Annotated in this window: 20 protein-coding genes; all 20 read left to right on the forward strand. The window is 47.7% G+C overall.

Translation table 11 applies throughout. The features are described 5' to 3' along the window. The first annotated feature begins 3 nt into the window (after positions 1–3). The 20 genes from BLR64_RS09635 (at position 4) to hpf (ending at position 18,228) form a co-directional block, all read left to right on the forward strand. Positions 4–726: a response regulator transcription factor gene (locus tag BLR64_RS09635; RefSeq protein WP_068728002.1), complete on the forward strand. Its 723-nt coding sequence runs from the start codon at positions 4–6 to the stop codon at positions 724–726. 285 nt (positions 727–1,011) lie between these two features. After that, positions 1,012–1,407, forward strand: coding sequence for a glycosyltransferase family 2 protein (locus BLR64_RS09640; RefSeq protein ID WP_090713907.1), 396 nt, complete (start codon positions 1,012–1,014; stop codon positions 1,405–1,407). A gap of 191 nt (positions 1,408–1,598) precedes the next feature. Continuing rightward, positions 1,599–3,608, forward strand: a complete 2,010-nt coding sequence (locus BLR64_RS09645; protein WP_090713908.1) for a helicase-related protein — start codon at positions 1,599–1,601, stop codon at positions 3,606–3,608. Positions 3,609–3,610: 2 nt separating this feature from the next. Then, complete coding sequence (locus tag BLR64_RS09650; protein WP_090713909.1) at positions 3,611–4,480, forward strand: ComF family protein; 870 nt, start codon at positions 3,611–3,613, stop codon at positions 4,478–4,480. 204 nt (positions 4,481–4,684) lie between these two features. Beyond that, positions 4,685–5,101: a TIGR03826 family flagellar region protein gene (locus BLR64_RS09655; protein WP_090713910.1), complete on the forward strand. Its 417-nt coding sequence runs from the start codon at positions 4,685–4,687 to the stop codon at positions 5,099–5,101. A 106-nt stretch (positions 5,102–5,207) separates the two neighbouring features. Continuing rightward, positions 5,208–5,495, forward strand: a complete 288-nt coding sequence (gene flgM, locus BLR64_RS09660) for a flagellar biosynthesis anti-sigma factor FlgM (protein ID WP_090713911.1) — start codon at positions 5,208–5,210, stop codon at positions 5,493–5,495. A gap of 12 nt (positions 5,496–5,507) precedes the next feature. Then, positions 5,508–6,008: a flagellar protein FlgN gene (locus tag BLR64_RS09665; protein WP_090713912.1), complete on the forward strand. Its 501-nt coding sequence runs from the start codon at positions 5,508–5,510 to the stop codon at positions 6,006–6,008. Between the two features lie 53 nt (positions 6,009–6,061). Then, on the forward strand, positions 6,062–7,663 hold the full coding sequence (gene flgK / locus BLR64_RS09670) for a flagellar hook-associated protein FlgK (RefSeq protein WP_090713913.1): 1,602 nt from the start codon (positions 6,062–6,064) through the stop codon (positions 7,661–7,663). 19 nt (positions 7,664–7,682) lie between these two features. Continuing rightward, complete coding sequence (gene flgL / locus BLR64_RS09675) at positions 7,683–8,633, forward strand: flagellar hook-associated protein FlgL (protein ID WP_090713914.1); 951 nt, start codon at positions 7,683–7,685, stop codon at positions 8,631–8,633. A 14-nt stretch (positions 8,634–8,647) separates the two neighbouring features. Continuing rightward, entirely contained in the window at positions 8,648–9,211 is a 564-nt protein-coding gene (locus tag BLR64_RS09680) for a DUF6470 family protein (protein ID WP_090713915.1), read from the forward strand. A gap of 84 nt (positions 9,212–9,295) precedes the next feature. Beyond that, complete coding sequence (gene fliW / locus BLR64_RS09685) at positions 9,296–9,742, forward strand: flagellar assembly protein FliW (RefSeq protein WP_090713916.1); 447 nt, start codon at positions 9,296–9,298, stop codon at positions 9,740–9,742. 2 nt (positions 9,743–9,744) lie between these two features. Continuing rightward, entirely contained in the window at positions 9,745–9,978 is a 234-nt protein-coding gene (csrA, locus tag BLR64_RS09690) for a carbon storage regulator CsrA (RefSeq protein ID WP_090713917.1), read from the forward strand. Positions 9,979–10,122: 144 nt separating this feature from the next. Beyond that, on the forward strand, positions 10,123–12,246 hold the full coding sequence (locus tag BLR64_RS30990) for a flagellin N-terminal helical domain-containing protein (RefSeq protein WP_415841000.1): 2,124 nt from the start codon (positions 10,123–10,125) through the stop codon (positions 12,244–12,246). A gap of 153 nt (positions 12,247–12,399) precedes the next feature. Continuing rightward, positions 12,400–12,789, forward strand: coding sequence for a flagellar protein FlaG (locus BLR64_RS09700; RefSeq protein WP_090713919.1), 390 nt, complete (start codon positions 12,400–12,402; stop codon positions 12,787–12,789). Between the two features lie 24 nt (positions 12,790–12,813). Continuing rightward, the gene (fliD, locus tag BLR64_RS09705; RefSeq protein ID WP_090713920.1) at positions 12,814–14,292 is read left to right on the forward strand and encodes a flagellar filament capping protein FliD; all 1,479 of its coding nucleotides are present in this window, start codon (positions 12,814–12,816) and stop codon (positions 14,290–14,292) included. Between the two features lie 37 nt (positions 14,293–14,329). Beyond that, the gene (gene fliS, locus BLR64_RS09710) at positions 14,330–14,722 is read left to right on the forward strand and encodes a flagellar export chaperone FliS (protein WP_341833377.1); all 393 of its coding nucleotides are present in this window, start codon (positions 14,330–14,332) and stop codon (positions 14,720–14,722) included. Beyond that, positions 14,715–15,050 (forward strand): flagellar protein FliT, encoded by a 336-nt coding sequence (gene fliT, locus BLR64_RS09715; protein WP_090713921.1) that lies wholly within the window; start codon positions 14,715–14,717, stop codon positions 15,048–15,050. The genes fliS and fliT overlap by 8 nt, the downstream gene beginning before the upstream one ends. A 222-nt stretch (positions 15,051–15,272) precedes the next feature. Beyond that, on the forward strand, positions 15,273–15,470 hold the full coding sequence (locus tag BLR64_RS09720; RefSeq protein WP_068724647.1) for a cold shock domain-containing protein: 198 nt from the start codon (positions 15,273–15,275) through the stop codon (positions 15,468–15,470). 516 nt (positions 15,471–15,986) lie between these two features. Continuing rightward, positions 15,987–17,423, forward strand: coding sequence for an S-layer homology domain-containing protein (locus tag BLR64_RS09725; RefSeq protein ID WP_167360635.1), 1,437 nt, complete (start codon positions 15,987–15,989; stop codon positions 17,421–17,423). Between the two features lie 253 nt (positions 17,424–17,676). Then, the gene (gene hpf, locus BLR64_RS09730) at positions 17,677–18,228 is read left to right on the forward strand and encodes a ribosome hibernation-promoting factor, HPF/YfiA family (protein WP_068724651.1); all 552 of its coding nucleotides are present in this window, start codon (positions 17,677–17,679) and stop codon (positions 18,226–18,228) included. Positions 18,229–18,310 lie beyond the last annotated feature (82 nt).

Here is an 18,310-nt window from a genome sequence, read left to right on the forward strand (position 1 = left end):
GTGATGGAGAACCAAAGCTCTGGCAAATTGCCGATAAAAGTACTTTTGGCCGATGATCATCAGTTGTTTCGCGAAGGGCTTAAACGGATTTTAAATATGGAGGACGACATCGAGGTTATCGGTGAATGCGGTGACGGTATTCAGGTACTGGAGTTCTGCAACGTCAACAAACCGGATATTGTGCTGATGGACATCAACATGCCTGTTGAAAATGGTGTAGAAGCTACACAGAAGCTCCGGGAAATGTTCCCGGATGTAAAGGTTATCATTCTGTCGATCCATGATGATGAGAGTTATGTATTCGAGACACTGCGCAAGGGTGCCAACGGCTATCTGCTGAAGGACATGGAAGCGGAGTCGCTGATCAATGCCATCCGTTCCGTATGTGAAGGGCATGCGTTCATTCATCCTAAAGTTACCGGCAAATTGATCAACCAGCTGCGCCGTATGACATACCTTAACGAAACAGGTGCCATGGCTGAGACTCCGGTAAAGGAAGCGGGCGTGAAGTTCGTTGCCGGCGACAATAATCCGCTGACCCGCCGTGAGGCAGAGGTGCTGCGTCTGATGGCTGAAGGCAAGAGCAACAAGAATATCGGAGAATACCTCTTTATCAGTGAAAAGACCGTCAAGAACCATGTCAGCAGCATCCTGCAGAAAATGGAAGTTGACGACCGTACACAAGCCGTAATCAATTCGATTAAATACGGCTGGGTTACCCTATAACCGGCATAACGTTAACTGAGCGTTTTGGAGAATCCAAATGATCCGGAACAACATTACATAACGGCAGGGAGCGCTTTATCATCTGTCAGCGTATTGTTCAGTCGCAGTTATATTCGAATTTTGCAAAATGCTGATTTAAATAAATATCCGGAAATAGGCAGTCTGACCCTGTCCGCTATATATAGCATTTAGAGCAGACGGGTTTCTCAGGCCGCGGAGACCATGGGCAGTCACCGACCTCGAAGCACCAGCATATAGTGTCGGTATAAGAGGAGGTGCATCTCCATGGTAGCCCAGTTAATATGGATTGCGGCTGTTTATGGATTGGCAGTAGCTCTCGTTCATATCCTGAAACACCGGGAACGTACCCGGCATGCCGGACGGTTCAGCAAGCGGCTTCATTATATTCTGATTACCCGCAATCATGAGGCGGTAATTGAAGGGTATATCCGGATGCTTGCGTGGCGGGCATTCCGGGCGGGCAAAGCCTACCAGGTAACCCTGATGGATGACGAATCCAGGGACAGCACGGTAGCCGTAGCAGTCAGACTGGCCCGGAGCGGCTCCGCAATTGAATTCGTACCGCTGATGCAGCTTCAGGGTATGCAGGAACGGCAGACCGTAATCGATCTGCGGATGCCGGGAAGCGGGGGATCGCAATCGATACGCGGCGAATATTAATGCAATATGCAAGAAACGGGTGAAGCACACTCTCCAGTTCGGGGGAGTGTGCTTTTTTGTGTTTACCTGATTGCCAAAGCTATAGCAGCGAGAAAAAAGCCAGGAGATGGGGATCTGTAATTCAGGACCTTTATCAGGATCAGCATTTACGCTGATAGGGTGATTATTTTATAAGCAGGGGGCGGCATGTTATGAGAGTTAGTGTCTATGCAGCGGCAACAGAAGGGCGGTGGAAGCTATGGATCTCGGTGTTTCCTGCGGTTGACTGGTTATGGTGGAGCGGGAGGGAAGAGTGCGGCTGGAATAGCAATAAGTCGGATGGACTTGTGATGCTGTCATCCGGAATGCCTCTCGGGTGGGGTGTGAAGCTCAGGGAGAAGATGGAATACAGCTATGCTATGCAGAAATGGACAGCAGCAGATTGGCGGGCCTGTATCATAGATATTCTTAAAAGGGAGATCCGGGCAGAGGAAACAGCCCGGGGGCAGCGGATGGAGGAGTGGGCTTGGGAGCTATTCGATGTGCGGGATATGGGAGATGGCCGGGCCGGATGGAGTGAGCGTGATGCAGGCGGATCGAGTGATGAAGAGGAGCTTCGGATTGATACTCCTTGTTTTATGCAGGAATTGAGTCGTAACGCAGACCGCCTTGCCGCACTGCTGTCCGGCCGCTCTCTTTTGCAGCCGGAAGTGGAGGCTTTGCTGGAAGAGCAGGCTGAAGGAACTGGAATCAGCTGGAGGGCTGCTGCCCAGCTTGCCCATCTGCAGGGGCGGCTCAAGCTGGAGGCCGCTGTGGGCCATGAAAGCGCGAGCGGCGGAGGCGGGGATGTCAGCGGAACGGGCAGCATCCGCTGGAAGGCGGTGCGGGCGGCGCTTCGCCTGCCGCCGCTGCTCTGGCGCGGCGCTGTCCGCCGCCGCGCGGATGCGCGCTGCCTGCGCTGCGGCAGCGCGGCCACGGGCCGCACGCCCTGCGCGGCGTGCGGCCTGCTCTGCTGCGCCTATTGCGAGGCCTGCCTCGCGCTCGGGCGCAGCCGGTCCTGCGCGCTGCTGATCCGCAGCGCGGCCTCCCCGGCCGTGCGGTGCACAGCGGCCGGGACCAGCCCCACCGCAGCAGCGCGCCGGTGGGGGCTTAGTGCAGCCCAGGCGGGGGCCGCCGGGGCTGCACTGGGGTTTCTGGCTGCGCGGGGGAGGCGCGCAGCCGGGCGGGGCCCAGAGCGGTTCCTGCTCTGGGCGGTGACGGGAGCGGGGAAGACGGAGATCACCTTCCCGCTCCTGGATGCAGTGCTCGCCGCCGGAGGGCGGGCACTGGTGGCGATGCCGCGGCGCGACGTCGTGCTGGAGCTGGCCCCGCGGATGGCGCGGGCCTTCCCGGCTGAGACGCTGGCCGTGCTGTACGGCGGCAGTCCGGACCGCTGGATTCCGGGCCGGATTACCATCGCAACTACGCACCAGCTAATGCGGTTCCATCAGGCCTTTGATCTGGTCATTATCGACGAGCTTGATGCGTTTCCGTATCACAACGATCCCATGCTGGCTTTTGCAGCCGGACAAGCCTGCAAGCCGGACGGAGCCTTTATCTTTTTGTCAGCAACGCCGCCGCGGCAGCTGCAAAGACAGGCCAGCTTCGGCAGGCTGCCGCATGCAAAAGTGCCGGTGCGCTTTCACGGTCATCCGTTGCCGGTACCGCAGCATTTGACGATGAATCCGGTACATCTGTGTATCAAAAAGGGCCGGCTGCCCCGGGCATTTATAGAGGCACTGCGCGGATCGTTGGCACGGGAAGCGCAGGTGTTTCTGTTCGTGTCACGCATTGCCCATATTGAGCCAATACGGGGGGTGTTGCGCCGGACTTATCCTGAAATCAGCATTGAGGGAACCTCTTCCGAGGATCCTTTCCGTGCCGGCAAAGTAACGGCCTTCCGTGAACGGGAGATTAGAATCCTGATTACCACAACCATTCTGGAGCGGGGAGTGACGGTTCCGCGCAGCGATGTATATATATTGGATGCAGACAGCAGTCTGTTCGATGAGGCTTCACTCGTGCAGATGGCGGGAAGGGCAGGACGTTCGCAGGAAGACCCCGCAGGCACGGTGCTGTTTCTCTCTCCGCGGTGGACGAGCTCCCAGCGCAAAGCGATTGCCCAGATCCGTACGATGAATGCCATTGCCCGCAGGCAGGGTTACCTGAAAGGGAGGAAATGACGATGAATCCTTTAAACGATTGGATAAACGGTATCCGCTCCTTGCTTGCTCCCGCAATGATCTGCTGTCTGATCTGCAGTAAAAACGGCCGCCCGTCAGCCGGACTGCCAGGCATCTGCACAGGCTGCGAGGCTGGTATTCCCTGGATCCGTCAGCCCCGCTGCCAGAAATGCGGCCGCCACACCGGTTGTCCGGACTGCAACCGGAGCGGTCAATCCGCACCTATTCTCTACAACCGGAGTGCAGTAGCCTATACACCGGTCATGCGTGAATTGCTGGGACGCTATAAATATAGGGGGCATGAGCGGCTTGCACCGTTGCTGGGTCTGATGCTGGATCGTGCATACATACAGCTAAAAGCTTATATAGACCATCCCCAAAACTTCACACAGGTCCAATCTCGGCAGTTACCTGAACATCATTTCCTACGAAAAAAGAGGGCCAATCCAGCCAGCCTGTGGCACGCCGACCTGCTTGTTCCTGTACCCGTCTCGGATTCGCGCCTTATGGAGCGCGGTTTTAACCAGGCTGAGCGCCTGGCAGATGTGTTGTCCAGAGTCAGGAGGATTCCGCAGCTCCCGCTCCTTGTCCGTACCCACCATACCGGCAAACAGAGCTTTAAAAGCAGGGCAGAGCGCATCGCAGATATGAAGTATGCTTTTGCCGCAAATTCTGATAATTCAGTCAAAGCACAATTCAACAGCTGGTTGTCTCAAGTAAAAGCTCCCGGCCGGCCGCTGCAGATTCTCATCATTGATGATATTTACACTACAGGCAGTACCATTCGTGCGTGTGCAGAAGCGGTACAGCTGATGTGCGCAAGTCATAGAAGAGATGCAGAGATTTATAGCCTGACGTGGGCCCGTTCTTAATCTTAATTTGATTGGAGCGTACTTACCAAAAAAGACTCTAAGGTAATATTGCTTTGCCTGTGAAATGATTATTATGATGCCAGGCATTACAAGTTCCGTCATTATAACCGATACTAAAGCTAGACGAAGTTTATTCAATCATGTAATCTAAGCATAAGTTATTTATGCACTGCACAAAATGTAAGGGAAGGAGCCGCGGGTAAAATGAATGTAGATAATTGTCCAAGATGCGGCCGCTTATATGTCAAAAATGTGATGGAGCTTTGCCAGCATTGTATCAAAGAACTTGAGAATCAATATGTGATCTGCGCAGAATATTTGCGCAAGAATCGTGGCACCAATATTCAGGAGCTGTCCGATGCTACTGAAATTCCTATTAAAGAGATCACCCGGTTTATCCGTGAAGGCCGGATTTCTATAGCAAATGCGCCAAATATGATGCTGCCCTGTGAGGTGTGCGGCACCCTTATCCGCGAGGGGCATATGTGTGACAGCTGCCGTGCACGGTTAAGCAAAGATCTTAACAATGCAGCTAGAGAAAGCGCGGCAGCAGAGAGTGCAAGGAATAACAAAGAGTCGAATAAAGCCACTTACCGAGCCGTAGATAAGTTCCGTAATTAATAAAATCTTGGAAAAAACGTTTACAGCTATAAAGATTGATTCAATTAAGGCCGATAAACTTAGTAAAGATTATCGGTTTTTTTATTTTAAAAGGAAGGTGGAAGTTATGAAAATTAACGAGACCGGACGAATTAACCCCATTAACCCGTATCAGCGCAATGCGGAAGCACAGCGCCAGGAGCAGATCAAGAAAAGTTCACGTAAGGACGAGGTTTCAATATCTGATGAAGCCATCCAGCTTCTGAAAGCCCAGAACAGCAGCAAGATTGATGCAGAACGTGCAAACAAGATCGAGAGCCTGAAACAGCAAGTATCCGCAGGTACCTACCAAGTTGACGCAGCCAAACTCGCAGACTCACTCGCCCCCTACTTTAAGCAATCCTCCGAGAATTAGGTGAATTCATCCATGGCATTGACGAAATTACTTGAACTCCTTGAGCGGCTGGATGACACGCATCTTCAGATGCTTGATTTGGCCGCTATCAAGAAGCAGACGATTATGGACAACAAGGTGGATGTTCTCATTGACATCATGAACCGCGAGTCTAAACTAGTGAAGTTGATCGGGCAGCTTGAAGAGCAGCGTTCAGAGGCTACTCATGCCTTCTTGCAGGGAGTAGGCATCCGTTCTAATCTCAACCTGAATATAACCGAGCTGTCCCGTCTTGTATTTGATCCCGATCACAAATCGCGCCTGCAGCAGATCCAGCAGAAGCTTTCAGACACGTTGCAGCGCTTGAAGCAGGCTAACGAGCTGAATCAGAAGCTGATTGAGCAGTCGCTTACCTTTATAGACTATTCCCTGGATTTGCTTGTCGGAAGACCGAACCAGGAATTCACATATCATCATCCGGCCGATAAGGGCTATAACAATGCCCGGCCAGGTCTTTTTGACGCCCGCGGGTAGGCTCATCCTGCTGCAGGCCGTTTTGCCGGAGCAATCATAGGGAGGAATATGCAGTGACATCCACATTTCATTCAATCGAGACGGCAAGACGGAGCCTTTTTACCCAGACCGCTGCACTCAGCACCACCGGACATAATATCGCAAATGCGAATACAGAAGGCTACACACGTCAGCGTGTAAATATGAAGGCCTCCATCCCTATCGAAGCTTATGGGCTTAACAATTCCACAGTTCCCGGGCAGCTTGGCACAGGTGTAGAATTTGGATCTATTGACCGGATCCGTGAAACCTTCCTTGACGATCAGTTTCGTGGTGAAAATTCTTCATTTGGCAGCTGGTCGATTCAGTCTGATACGTTGGACAAGCTGGAAGCCATATTTGCCGAACCTTCAGATACCGGCTTAAGCACAGTATTAGATAACTTTTGGAAATCATGGTCTGATTTAAGCAAGAATCCGGAAGACAGTACAGCACGCAAAATAGTCGTACAAACAGCACAATCCTTAACAGATGCGCTTAATTATATGAGCAGGCAGCTGGATAACCTGGATACTGATCTGGCTTCAAGTGTCACGGTAAAAGGAACCGAAATACAGGGCTATATTTCTTCCATCGCTAACCTTAACTCATCTATTTTCAAGATCGAAAGTATGGGAGATAAGGCCAATGATCTGCGAGACCAGCGTGATTTGCTGACAGATAAATTATCCAAGATCGCCAACATTAACGTTGTACAAGCCGAAAACGGATATAATATTTCACTTGGAGGCGTACTGCTGGTTCAAGGCGGGACCGTTGCTGCAACAGTTAACAGCGAGTTGCTGAATAACGCTTATGCCTCCGGAGATCTGAAATCCGGGGAAGTATTCGGGATGATTTCATCCAGTAAGAACAATGTGGCTGATTATAAATCCCAGCTCGATAATATTGCTAATACGATTGCTACAGGGGATGTACAGGTTACTCTGCCTAAGGGTTCTGTACTTCCTGAAGGGACCATTTTAACTAATGAGGTCAGCATAACCGGTGCTGACGGGGCTGTGTCCATGCTAGCAGCCGGTTCTTCTTTCCCTAGAGGGGCTACCTTAAATTCCGATGTTAAGACAACTGTTGCCGGTCTTAACGGCCTGCATCAATTAGGGTATACAATGGACGGTACACTTAATCCCGGTAAACCTTTATTCACAACCAGCGGAAGCGATACAGGAATTACTGCGGGTAACATAACCTTTAATAGTGAGATTGCAAGTGATACTAATTTGCTCGCTACTTCGCTGCGCACCAGTGGTAAGGATGATTCTGAAAAGGTCGTTAAAGGAAATAATACACTAGCGCTACTGCTGTCCACGCAGCAATTAGGATCATTCACTTCACCTACAACGGGAATTACAACGACTCCAAGCGCTTTTTACAAAACATTGATCGGGCAGCTTGGTGTTCAGGCTCAGGAAGCTACGCGCCAGACTGAAAATTCCAATTCACTTGTAGAGCAAGTGAATGCTCGCAGGCAATCCGTCAGCGGGGTGTCTCTTGATGAAGAAATGTCCAATATGCTGGTGTTCCAGCATGCTTATAGCGCCGCTGCACGATTTATGACCACTTATGATGAAATGCTCGATAAATTAATTAACTCTACCGGTACTGTAGGCAGATAAAGAAAGGAGTAGTTAAAGCATGTTAAGAGTTACTTCCAATATGATGAACTCACAGTTGCTCCTTAACCTGAACCGTAATGCGCGTACGATGAATGATACGCAGCTGCAGCTGGCAACAGGCCGCAAGATCAATAAACCGTCTGACGATCCGGTAGGGATTACCTATTCCCTTCGTTACCGTGCAGAGCTGTCTTCAAATGAGCAATATCAGGAGAATGTGACCAGTGCCCTGTCCTGGCTCGAGTTTAATGACACTGTAATGACTCAGGCGGGAGAGGTAGTTCAGCGCTTGAGAGAATTATCCGTTAAAGGGGCCAACGGCTCTAATCCCCAGGAAGCACTTAACAGTATTAATGAAGAAGTAATGCAGCTTAAAGAACAGCTGGTTGATATAGGCAACAGCCAATTCAACGGAAAGTTTATTTTTAATGGACAAAATTATGATATTAAGCCCTTCGATTTTACGACCGGAGAGGATGGCAATCTTGATATTTCAGGTGCAGCCCTTGTCACCACAGATCATGGACTTGTAAATTACTCGGTTGGAGACAGTGTGCAATTGCCTATTAATGTTACCGGGAATGAAGTTTTTGGATCATCCACAGTTAAAGAGGACGGTACAATAGAACCGGATCAAGACAATATTTTTGCCGTCATTGACCGGATTTCTGCTGCACTTGCTTCCGGAGACACTGCAGCTATTTCTTCTGAGCTTTCCAATCTCGACGATAGAATCAATAAAATGCTGGCTGTACAAGCTAATATCGGAGCAAAGGTTAACCGTATAGAATTGATGGAGAACCGTCTGGGTGACCTGGAGGTTAACCTTACCGATCTTCAATCCAAGACGGAAGACGGCGATTACGCCGAAATGCTCATGCAATCCAAGATTCAAGAGAATGTTTATAACGCTTCGTTGTCAGTAGGTGCCAAAATCATTCAATCCACCCTTGTCGACTTTATTAGATAAAGGGGAATTAGCTGATGCAGTCTATAGTACAAATCCGTCAGACTCCTGCTCTGATTGGTCTAGATACTACGGCAGGGAAACTCTCGATTACTCAACCTAAGGCTGACCTGCAAATTACAACTACACCGGGAGAATTAAAGATACAGCAGTTTGAAGCGGAAATGACGATTGATCAGTCTGCAGCTCGTGCTGCCTATACAGGCGGCACCTACCGTGAGATGAGTGAACGCATTTATTCAGGCGTTGAACAGCTATGGCTGCAGGGGATTGCGAAGCGGATGGAGCAAGGTGAACGTATGGCTAATTTTCATAAGCCAGGCAACACTATAGCAGAGGTATATGGAGGAGACTGGCAGAAGGTTCCTTTTCCAGAGATAAGAGGGCCTGCCTCCGTTGATAATGTTCGTATTGAGGTCAAGCCAGTTCCGCCGCAAATGGAATACCGGAAGGCTGAGGTGCACATTGAGGCAAAGGAAAATAAGCCTGAAATCAGCTACAGCCCTGCAAGTGTCGAGGTGTATCTTAGACAGAAGCCTTCTCTAAGCTTTATCCCGCCGGAGTTAGATGTACAATTGTAAAAGAATAAGGCTATAGAATAGGTTGATAGTGACCATCTATAGCTTTTTTTGTTAGATAATATAAATGGAAAGGTGCTGGGAAGTATGATTAAAGAAACAGCGACTATGGGAACACTTGATATAAGCGAGGAACAAATATATATTTTTTCAAAAGGAATTCCCGGTTTTGAGGAAGAAACAGAGTTTGCGGTTATTGAAGTAGAGGGAGGGCAATTCTCATATCTGCAATCTCTTAAGACAGACAGTCTTTCGTTTCTGCTTACCGATCCCTTTCTGTTTTATCCGGAGTATGAATTCGAATTCCCTGATAAGGATGCTGAAGAGCTGGAGATCAAGGATGCTTTTCTGGTCCGCGCTATTGTAACGGTCAGGGAGCAATTAGAGCAATCAACGGTTAATCTGCTGGCTCCTATTGTTCTGAATCCTCTTAATCGTACCGGGAAACAGATTGTTCTAGTGAAATCACAATATCAGGTCCGGCAGCGGTTGTGGAGAGAAGTCCGTGACGAAGCTCAAAAAGGCGGTGAATAATTATGCTCGTATTAACCCGCAAAAAAGGCGAATCGATAATCATACAAGACAATATTGAAATTACAATATTGGCAGTGGAAGGGGATAGCGTAAAGGTAGGAATTTCAGCCCCCAGACATGTGGATATTTTCAGGCAGGAAGTGTATCTGTCTATCAAGGAAGCCAATAAAGAGTCGACGGCAACAAATGCTCTGAATTTGAATGCGTTAATTGAACGCATGCGTCCGCAAAAATAAATTTCAAAATTTGCAAATTAACTATTAACAAAAATAGCAGGAAGACGATATATATATTAGGCACTGATCGGCAGGGCGGCCGACCTTAACGGCAGTGCTTACCACATGGATGTGGACAAACCAATTTCAGGGAGGAAATACACAATGATTATCAATCACAATATCACGGCGCAGAATACTCACCGCCAACTTAGCACTAACACTGCTAACCAAAGCAAGAACATTGAAAAGCTGTCTTCTGGTCTTCGTATTAACCGTGCAGGCGACGATGCAGCAGGTCTGGCAATTTCCGAAAAAATGCGCGGTCAGATCCGCGGTTTGGATCAAGCTTCCCGTAACTCCTCGGATGCGATCTCGATGATTCAGACAGCTGAAGGCGCATTGAACGAAACCCACTCCATCCTGCAACGTGTACGTGAACTTGCAGTACAATCTGCGAACGGAACGAACACTGACAGCGACCGTAAGAGCATCCAGGACGAAGTGAACCAATTGGCTGATGAAATCAACCGTATTGGTAACACTACTGAATTCAATACACAGAGCCTGATCAACGGTTCGAAGAACAAGACTGAAGCAGTAGCAGCGGTTAAGAATGCAGCATCTCTTGACAAAATTGGTACTGGTGATGACAAGTTCGTAGTAAGAAATGCGGCAACTGCAGGAACAGCTACTGGTGCTGCGGTTACAGCAGCTGTTACCATCCATGATGGAACATCCGGTAAACTTACAAGTGGCGTAACATTCGATGATGCATTAGCTGCATCTTTGGATGGAGACAGCAATGAGTTAACTGTGAAGATTGGTAATGCTGTTCGTACCATAACGCTTAATGATACTTTGACCACTGCTGCGGATGTGGCTAATGATCTGCAAACTAAATTAAGAGCGGCCTTCAACACTGCACACGTTAATACTGGTACAGATTCAGGAACTTATTTCGCAGGTAATGCTGGAGCAGGTGCTATCTCTGTATCTGCTTCCGGTGGAAAACTTGTTATTACTGATGGTGGTAAAGGTGCTGACAGTAAAATTGAGATCACTGGTGGTAACGCAGCAAGTAAATTATTGACTGGTACAGCCACAGATGTTACTGAAAATGGTAATGCTGCAAACAATAAAATGACAGTTAACTACACTAAAGACGGTGGAGCAACTAACATTGCGGTTGATCTGACATTGGCAAACGGTACTTACAATACACCTGATTTGTTGGCTGCACAAATTGAAACACAATTTAATGCTTCGGCTGCAGGTTTTGGTGGAGCAGCCACAGATGTTGACTTTACAGCCAACTCTGCACTTTCAAGCAGCATTCAAATCACTACCGCAGCTGCTAATGCTGGTAAAGGTAATGGTGTAACTTCATTTACAGGTGTTGCTGCTGGTTTAGCTGGATTAACTGACGCAACATTTACGGCAGGTCTTGATAAAAACGATGCCTTGTCAGTAAATATTGATGGTAACACTTATAATGTAACTCTTGCGGCTGGGGACTATACTGACAAGACCGTGCTGGCTTCTGCATTGAAGACTGGTATTAATACACAGATTCAAGCATGGAACACTGCTAACCCAACAGCTGTTAAGAGAGAATTAGTAGATGTTCAAGCGTTGGCTGTAGCAGATACAGACAGAGTCCGTTTCCAGGTTACCAGTGGTAAAGAAGGCGCAGCTAGCCAAATTGCCTTCGGTACGGTAACGGGAAGTTCTGCGGCTGCTGATCTTGGCTTTAATACTACAGCTGCTGTCGGTGCTGCAGGTGCAGATGCATCTGTTAACTTCCACATCGGTGCTAACAAGGACCAGAACCTGAAGCTGGCAATCGGCGATATGCGTTCTAAAGCTCTGGGACTGACTTCTTCTACGCAAACTGCAGGTCAGACTGTTACTCTGCAGAATGGTGGAGTAGCTGACGTAACTTACGGAACTAGCACTGTTAAGAACGGCTCTGCTTCAGAGTATGTCATCAACGTAGCTGATAAGGATGCTGCGAACAGTGCAATTACCGTAATCAACAATGCAATTGAAATTGTTTCCCAGGAAAGAAGTAAACTGGGTGCTAACCAGAACCGTCTGGAGCACACTATCAACAACCTGAGCACTTCTTCCGAAAACCTGACTGCCGCTGAATCCCGTGTTCGCGATGTAGACATGGCTAAGGAAATGATGTCCCAGACTAAGAATTCCATCCTTGCTCAGGCTGCTCAAGCTATGCTTGCTCAAGCTAACCAACAGCCGCAAGGCGTACTGCAATTGCTTCGTTAAGATTTATAGCAAAAAGGGCTCTGGTCAATTCAGAGCCCTTTTTGTATTTCATTCCATACATAAGGAATAAATATATATTGACTATTGTATTAATTTGCAAATGAAAAGTGCCGATATATAAACTATACATGAGTCGCGCCGGGGGGTTGCTTAATGGAGATTCAATCTTCAAATTCGTATAGTCAGTTTGGTAACAGTGGACGTAGTTCAAACTCAGTTCCACAAGTGGAAAAGTCGTCGGAGACCACTTCAATTGAACAGGTTAGAAGCGGTAGCCAGATGAAGCGGCTGGAAAGTCAAGGTGTTGCCTTTTCAGCAGGAGAAGAGCAGGTGATCAAAGCCTTGGATAAAGCGCTGAAGGCTTTGGAAGGCCCGGAGAAGAGCTTTGAAGTTAGTGTTCACAAAGAAACCAAAGCAATTATGGTGAAGGTGCTAAACAAGGAAACTGGCGAGCTAATCAGAGAGATTCCCTCTGAAAAAACGCTTGATCTTGTAGCGAATATGATGCATATTGCCGGGATATTGGTAGACGAGAAAGTATAAGTTTTTAATGAAGGGAGTACAAGCATGGCGATTCGAGTAAGCGGGATGTCCTCAGGGTTAGATGTTGAGAGTATTGTGAAGGAAATGATGAATGCAAGAAGACAGCCTCTAACCAAGCTGAATCAGGATAAAACGATTCTGGAATGGCAGAGAGACAACTACAGGGAGATAAACAGCAAACTTGTTGATTTTCGTAATAATAAGCTATTGGCTAAATATGACAACTCTGCTTCTATGATTACTCAGAAGGCTGTTGTTACAGGTAATACGTCTGCTCTAAAAGCTGAGTCAACATCTGATGCTAACGGAATACCAATGACTATGGAAATTATTAAACTTGCGAAACCGGCTACCGTGGAAACAGCAGGAATGAATTTAGCTGGCTCAAGCACGAGGCTAACTGCAGGTTCAAAGCTCTCTGATTTTCAAAAAGCTAATAACATTACAGCTCCTGCGGATGGTAAGTACAAGATCACTCTGAACGGTGACACGCTTGAGCTTGATGCCAACTTAACCATAAATGAAGCATTGGCGAAAATCAATAAATCCGAGAAGGGGAATGTTACAGCAAAATTTGATGAAGTAACTGGTAAGTTAACTATAGCCTCAAAGACTTACAGTGACAAAGGTAAAGTTGAAATGGGGACAAGCGATAACTTCTTGTCGTTATTTGGCTCCGGGACAGTAAGTAAGCCAGCTTATCAGGCTGCCGAGGTCAAGATAAATGGTTCTGATAAAATGACTTTCGCCAGCAATACCTTCAAAATTAACGGTATCAATGTAACGCTTCTGGCCGAGAATACCACAGCCACTATTAATACAGAAACAGATACTTCTAAGGCTGTTGAAACGGTTAAGAGCTTTATTCAGGATTATAATGATCTGCTCAATACTTTAACTACTAAAGTAAATGAGGAGCGCTATAAGGACTTTACTCCGCTTACTGATGAGCAGAAACAGGCGATGAAAGAAAATGACATTGAACTGTGGGAAAAGAAAGCAAAAAGCGGGTTGCTTAGGAATGATGATGTACTTAAGTCAACGATCTCATCCATGCGTGCGGCAGTTATGGAGCAGCTCGGAGCCCTAAGCAATGTTGGTGTAACAACAGGACTATATTATGAGAATGGTAAGCTTATTCTGGATGAGGATAAATTAAAGCAGGCCTTTGAGAATAATCCTCAGGGAACAGCTGCTATTTTCCAAGGTACTGCGAGTCAAGGAGGATTGTTTGATAAAATATCAAGTGAAATCAATGGCACCTTGGATAAACTGGTGTTAAAAGCAGGGACCTCTAAATACTCAACAGACCTTACAGTCGCCTATAAAACTGAGAGTACAATGGGAAAGCGATTAAAGGACTTCAATACACGGATAGCTAACCTGACAGATAGACTCACTGACATTGAAAATAATTATTATAAAAAGTTTACAGCGATGGAAACTGCAATGTCTCAATATAACAGCCAGTCTGCCAGCTTGGGCAGTTTGTTCACCTCGTAACCAAAAAACTGATAAAGGATAAAGGAGTGAGCCAACAATGATGATAACATCTCCTTACGAGAAGTACCGTCAATCCGCTGTATCTACATCCAGCCCTTCACAATTGCTGCTGATGCTGTACGATGGAGCCATTCGTTTTGGTCGAGCCGCTTTGGAAGGAATAGATACCGCAGATTACAGCGGGTTAAGTATAAATGTAGGTAAAGCCCGGGCTATCATCAAGGAGCTGAGCAACACCTTAGACTCTTCTTATGAAGTCTCTGCAGGATTAAAATCTATGTATGAATACATTGATCATTTATTTACGGAAACCAATATCAATAAATCCAAGACAGCCGGAGAGGAAGCCATCGGCTATCTCATGGAGCTTCGCCAGACCTTTGCACAAGCTGCAAAGATGTCTGCAGGTCAAACGCAGCAGCATGGATAAGCTGCTGGAGGAACTGGAGCAGCTTACCGTTGAGATCGTTTCAAGACCCATAGATGGCCCACATGAGGAATTGGAAGAGTTTGTATATAGACGACAGAAGTTTGTAGATTCGATAGCAAATGAAGCCGAACAATGTCGAATGACCTCTGCGCAAAAAGCTGTATTGGGTCGGATCCTGGAACACGACCCTGCTATTATGGCTCGAATGAATGCCCACCGGTTAGAGGCACGGGACTGGCTGCTGAAACGTAACCAAGCCAAAGCTCAACGCAACGCCTACGAGGCCGCCTACACCCCTGACAGCATTCTAATGGACCGCAAAAAATAATATTTCTTAATGTTTCAGCTCAGGAGCAGGCGGGTATTATATAGCGTCTGCTCCTTTTTGATGAAATGATCACACTTGAAGCTGATTTGTTTAAATTTGCGGGTGGTAAATTATTGAAAGTAAACATTTACTTTTCCAATTGACAATGAAGAAGCTGCGGTGGTATAGTCGAGTTGTGGGCAAGACTCACGTTCATCTGATGACGAAGGGAATGTTTAATCAATGGAAGGTAAAGTAAAATGGTTTAACGCAGAAAAAGGCTATGGCTTCATCGAAACTGCCGATGGTGGCGACGTATTCGTACACTTCTCCGCAATCCAAACTGAAGGCTTCAAAACTTTGGATGAAGGTCAATCCGTAGAGTTTGACATCGTTGAAGGCGCACGCGGACCACAAGCAGCTAACGTCATCAAATTATAATCATCCGGCGCAGCCGACCTACATATATGGTAGATGGTTAGCAATTTAGACAACGCTAGCAGGGACCCTGGGATTCTCCCGGGGTCTTTTTTTATTGTTCTGAAAGCGCTAATCCTACAGCGAAAACGTCAAAGCTAACATGAATTCCCAATAATCTGTTAGGGTTATGAAAAAAATGGGTAATAACGGATGTTGGGCCTACGATCTTGCCTCGATGCAGACTATTCGTAGCTTAGGCGTATGGTTGAGAAAGGTGTGAAAAGCGATATCGTGAAGCTAATGCCCTTCTGCAGTACAGTGAAATGTGTCTACACATAAAGGAATGAATTACACTATGCTGCCTAAGCTGTCAGTACGTAGAGTATGCTTCCTGAAGCAGATATGTTGTATAAAACGGATTTAATAACGCGGAGGTCCACAAATGTAAGCGCATGCTTCCAAGAATGATAATTGCAAGCCAATGGTTACAGCCATGGAGGGATGCGCAATCAAACTTTTAGGAGGATGGATAGCAGAATGAAGAAGATGTGGCGCGGTTTGATGACTGGAATACTCGGAATCAGCATGTTGTTCGGGGCTCTTGGAAGTGTCTCTGCAGCAACGGCCAAGGATATTCAGGGACACTGGGCACAGAGTCAGCTACAGGACTGGCTCGATAAAGGGTACCTGCAAGGTTATGCTGACGGGACGGTAAAACCGAATAATGCGATTACCCGTGGCGAGTATGTTGCATTGGTAAACCGCCTGTTTGGATTTACGGACACGGCAGCAATCACGTTTACAGATCTCAAGAGCACCAACTGGGCTTACAGCGAAGTGGCCAAAGCTGTAAGAGCCGGATATATTGGCGGATATGAGAATAATACTTTCCGTGCTACCAGTCCAATTACCCGTCAGGAAGCTGCAGTGATTACTGCCAAGCTCCTCAGTTTGAATACTAGCACCACAACGCTGACATTCAAGGATAGTGCTCAAATTGCCTCATGGGCTAAAGGAGCAGTCGCAGCCGCGGCTGCCAAGAGTATCATTAACGGTTATCCGGATGGAACCTTCGGTCCGAAAAAGGCTCTGACCAGAGCTGAAGCAGTAGGTATCATCGGGAACTCGGCGGCGAATAAGCCAGGCGGTACAATCACGCCAACTCCTACACCTACAGCTACCCCGTCTGCAACGGCCACTCCAACTCCGACGGCAACCCCTACCAGCCCGGCTGGAGGAGGTAGCGGCGGAGGTGGCGGAGGTGGCGGAGGTGGCGGTGGAAGCACTGCTCCAACCGTTAGCGGAATAACTTATGGACATGTGGGCTCTGTTACGGCAGATGTATATATGACCCCTTCAGTGACAGGAGCCGTTTATTATGTTGTTGCCCCGTACAGCAGTACAGCGGTCGCGCCTAACCATCTGCAGGTTCGTGACGGTCTGACTGCAACCGGCACGGCAGGTGTGAATGCAGGTTCTACGGATGCTACCGCCGGCAGCACTGTGTCATTCTCGGTTTACGGATTGCAGGCAAGTACTGAGTACGCGGCCTATATTGCGGTTACTGATACTGCAGGCAGCTGGTCAGGGGTTTATACTCTCCGGTTAACTACTGCCTCTGCCAGCGGTGGAGCCATCACTGAACTTAGCCCCGGCACAATGGGGACAGTAACGGCTGATGTTTATGTAACCTACGGCCAGACGGGCGGTGTAGCCACACCTGTACGGTATGTGGTGCTTCCTGCTGACGCTACCCAGCCTACTGCAGCACAGATTGCAGCAGGCCAAAACAGTTCCGGTGTACAGCTTGCTGCACCTTGGAGCGGCGGCCTTACACCGGTGCCGGGAGTAAGACAGACACTGGCTCTTAGTGGTCTGACGGCTGATACTGGTTATAAAGTGTATGTCATTGCAGGCAGCGGAACATCATGGTCACCGGTAGAAATTTTACGGATTCATACGAAACAGCCTTAAAGCTTAATACAGCCCGAATCTGGCGTTCTGTAAGGAATTTGCTATTATAAATTCGGGCCGTCTAGGAATAATATAAGCGGCTAGACATGGTCCGGATGAGGGCAGCCTGATTGCCCCGTCCGGACTTTGTTTATTTTTAAATATAGAAAGCTGTAGATTAATGTTAGGTAAATGTAAAGTCTGTAACGAATTGCTTTTTACTTAGCGCTGACAATTTGGTATAATGGGAACGTAAACAAAGGAGGAGTGCCCTATGCAATTCAGCATTCGAGGTCAACAAATTGAAGTGACAGATGCTTTGAGAGATTATGTTGATAAGAAGCTCAGCAGACTTGAGAAGTATTTCGATGCACCCCCTACCTCAGAAGGATATGTGACGCTTAGCGTAGTCCGCGGCCTTCATACGGTGGAAGTAACGATTCCGCTGGCCGGCGTGACACTTCGTGCAGAAGACCGCAGCGACGACATGTATGCATCTATTGATGCTGTTGTGGACAAGCTGGAACGGCAGATCCGCAAGCACAAAACCAAACTCAACCGTAAGTTCCGCCAGGAAGGCAGCCTGAAGACCATCTTTGTGGAAGAACCGGCGAGTAGCGTCGCCGTTGAAGAACAGGATTACGATGATTTGGAAGTAGTGCGGAACAAGCGCTTCACCCTGAAGCCTATGGATGTCGAGGAAGCCATTCTGCAGATGAACATGGTTGGACATAATTTCTTTGTATTCTCCAACATTGAGACTTCTGAAGTAAGCGTTGTTTACAAACGCAATGACGGCAAGTACGGCCTGATCGAACAAGACTAATCTGATAATCAGGCACAGGTTTATACTTGATGGTTATTGCCGCCAGTATTAATTTCAAAAAATCAGCCGAGTCCCTATTCGC

The organism is Paenibacillus typhae, assembly GCF_900099765.1.
In the GTDB taxonomy this organism is placed as follows: Bacteria; Bacillota; Bacilli; order Paenibacillales; family Paenibacillaceae; genus Paenibacillus_AQ; species Paenibacillus_AQ typhae.